The 3010-nt window shown below is 39.6% G+C and carries 4 protein-coding genes; 1 reads left to right on the top strand and 3 read right to left on the bottom strand.

Going from position 1 to position 3010, the window contains the following annotated elements:
• Positions 1-106: integrase core domain-containing protein (locus ABJV04_RS16240; RefSeq protein WP_348492631.1), on the top strand; the 106-nt coding region annotated here is incomplete at its 5' end.
• 3 nt (positions 107-109) lie between these two features.
• On the opposite strand, the gene ABJV04_RS16235 is transcribed toward ABJV04_RS16240, so the two are convergent.
• The 3 genes from ABJV04_RS16235 to ABJV04_RS16225 all read right to left on the bottom strand — a co-directional run.
• Positions 110-370: a hypothetical protein gene (locus ABJV04_RS16235; protein WP_348492629.1), complete on the bottom strand. Its 261-nt coding sequence runs from the start codon at positions 368-370 to the stop codon at positions 110-112.
• A 24-nt stretch (positions 371-394) separates the two neighbouring features.
• Positions 395-1069: a hypothetical protein gene (locus ABJV04_RS16230; protein WP_348492628.1), complete on the bottom strand. Its 675-nt coding sequence runs from the start codon at positions 1067-1069 to the stop codon at positions 395-397.
• A gap of 1834 nt (positions 1070-2903) precedes the next feature.
• Positions 2904-3010, bottom strand: a 107-nt coding sequence (locus ABJV04_RS16225) for an integrase core domain-containing protein (RefSeq protein WP_348492630.1), incomplete at its 5' end; no start/stop codon positions are given.

Here is a 3010-nt window from a genome sequence, read left to right as displayed (position 1 = left end):
CTGGAGGAAACACTACAACACCAAACGACCCCATAGTGCATTGGGCTACCGCCCTCCGGCTCCTGAAACCATCGTGCCGATGGACCAAACGCCTAGCATGCACTAACAATCAAAATGGACCAATCAAGTGGGGCCGATCAGAATTATTAACGTCTCTAACAGCAATATTCCTGACCATAGAGGTCATATAACCAGTTATATCGGCGGCTTTACTTGTACCAACCTCTATCCATGCGCCACCTGAATCAAGATATACTATTCTGTCGTTTACAATTTGTCTTACGATTTCTAAATCGTCATCTCTTATCTCTTGAAGATCAATTGTGTTGCCATCTTTAACAACATTTTCAATGTCCTGCAGTGTCCCCACAATAAAATTCCATATTCACTACGTTTAATTGCACTGCTTATGGTATTCTGAAATTATACCATGTACATACCCACTAATTTCCGGATAAACCGGTAAAGATACCGCTGAATTTTCTGATAATACTGAGTAATAACCAGAACATGTATATATAAAATTTCTAGTTCTATCGCCTCTTTTACTTAATTCTCTATCTAAATAATGCCCGATTTCATCTAAGTAATAACTATTATTTTCTGGATTTCTATTTCCTAACTTACCGCCATGATATGGGAAGTTTCTTTCACTCGCATTGCGTGATATTTGCCTTCTATTTATCTTTTTATTGTATTTGAAGTTAAGATATATGTATTCACTTTTTTCACCACTCCCTAGCCGCACCGTACTAATATCATCCAAATATATTGATTTTGTTTTTTTATAATTTTGCCTCCAATTACTACAAATACTACGATATTTTACTTCAATACTAATTTCACAACTATCAACCGAAACCGATAGATTCTCGATCCCATTAAACTGCTTATAATTAAGCCCACTTAAAAGTGCACTTTCAAGATCACGCTCAATTCTTGCGGTATCTTCTTTTGCGAACGTCTCCGCATTCGAGATCAACCGACCATCCCACCCTCCAAAGATAAATTTCAAGAATATACAAGTAAAAATAATACCTGTATTTCTTCGACCAACTGCATTATGCATAGACATCACCTAGTAAAACTCGCATTTTCTCGTACTTTTCAACACAATAGGCTCCATTTGAAATTCCAACATCTTCAAAAAACGGCGAAATTTTGAAGTCATAAGTAAGCCGATTTCTACTGCCATACCATTCAACGTTGGCGTGTATTTGTTCGAGTTATCTATCTTGTTGTAAATATTGTTTAAAAAATACGATACACCTGTTCCCGCGGGCGCCAACGGTGTATCGGAACTAATTTTGTAAGGTTGACCAGGGAAAGTCCCAAGAACCCGAAAATGGACAGTGCTAGCTCCAGCCCCGACTTCGAGAGAGATAGTACTGGCGGAGATAATCGGCAACGTTTGGCGGATCCATGACACGCCGTCCCAATGTACAGTTTCAATATTTACAGGGGCCTCCGCATCAGTATCCAGTCTTTCGACATCAAGAGAGACGTTTGATGTTTACCCATCGTTAACAAACACTCCACCTGTCTGAAGCCAACCACCTCCGATAACTGGAAGTGCAATTCCCTCAACCGATCCCATACCCGCCCCTTAATGTAAACAATTAGCCTCAAATCTAGAAATTTGATATTTGTATTCCGAACAACAACGGCACGTACCTAACAACAGGAAAGAACGATAAACCGCCTACCAGCACAAATGAAACCACATTAAGTAACAGAAGCAGTAGACACAATACAGAAACCCACCCCGCACTAATCACAGACAATACTAAGTTACACGTATTTATTGAAATTAAATAAAATACAAATACATACGTCATAATATTAAATTCATAAAAATTTGCCTTAGATACATATAATGTAATATTTTTATAAATATACGGCATAACAATATTCAAAAAAAACAAAACCATTAAACAGTAATACGAATTAATTATACTATTTTCTTTATTTTTACTTCGAATAATCGAGATTATTCTGTTTAGTTTACTACGTATATTCATTAACTTCAAAACTATCAAAGAAGGAGGCAATTTTATAACTCGGCAACAAACGCCCACGCCGACGAGACTTTGGATCAATCAAGCCGCACTCGCTGACTTGCCAATCGGTCAGTTTCACCCATATGCCGTGACCTGGTCGCGAATTCATATCTACAGGAAACAGCCGCGTCGCAGACTCGACACGACCCTTGAACCTGTTGAAGTGCCGGATGCGACCTACAGGTTGACCGATAACCTGACCCGCAAGCTGCTCCAGATCTGCCATCGAGAGATTTTATGTCGTCGCCGATTATGACCCTAGTCATCATATTGACGGCATCTTTAACATTGCCACCAGTCAGTCTTTGCGCCTCAGCAGCAGTATTAACCAACGCCTGCCCGTGCGACAAAGAACTATCACTGATTAAGTGATATTGTGACTTTACGTATTCCTGTAGTTTTTTTGACACTACTTAACCCCACAACCGGAGAGTAATGGCCCAAGAGATAATATTATTCCGAGTATCCACAATTATAATATTCGCTCCTATCGCCCTATTTTTTTATCAATGGTACGCAAATAATAGAAATTACTACCTTCTAATAGACCCAATAGCTATTTTTTCATGTAATAATTTTACCAGAAATAATAACTCCCCGTATTTCGATAAACAATGCAGCATCATTTTCTCCGATCAGCGTCCTATGGGCCTATCCGCAGAGTACATTTTGAAGTATAATGACGCCCGCAATCTTTCGCTGGTTGTCCTTCTCACCAAAGACGGATTTGAAGTCACAGATTTGTCTTTAGAAACGATTCCGTAAATGTAACTTCCTATTTTCCCTCTATTCATTGTGGTTGATACTCGTGATCAGCCCCACTTGAGTGGTCCGTTTTGATTGTTAGTGCATGACTGGGCTTTGGTCCATCCGGACGATGGTTTCCGTTGCCGGTGGTCGATAGCCCAAGGCGCTGTGTGGGCGCTTGGTATTGTAATGTTTCCTCCATT

The organism is Aliiglaciecola sp. (assembly GCF_039982535.1).
Classification (GTDB): Bacteria; Pseudomonadota; Gammaproteobacteria; order Enterobacterales; family Alteromonadaceae; genus Aliiglaciecola.
Note: the sequence above shows the minus strand (reverse complement) of the source record. Positions and strands in the feature narration are given on the sequence as shown.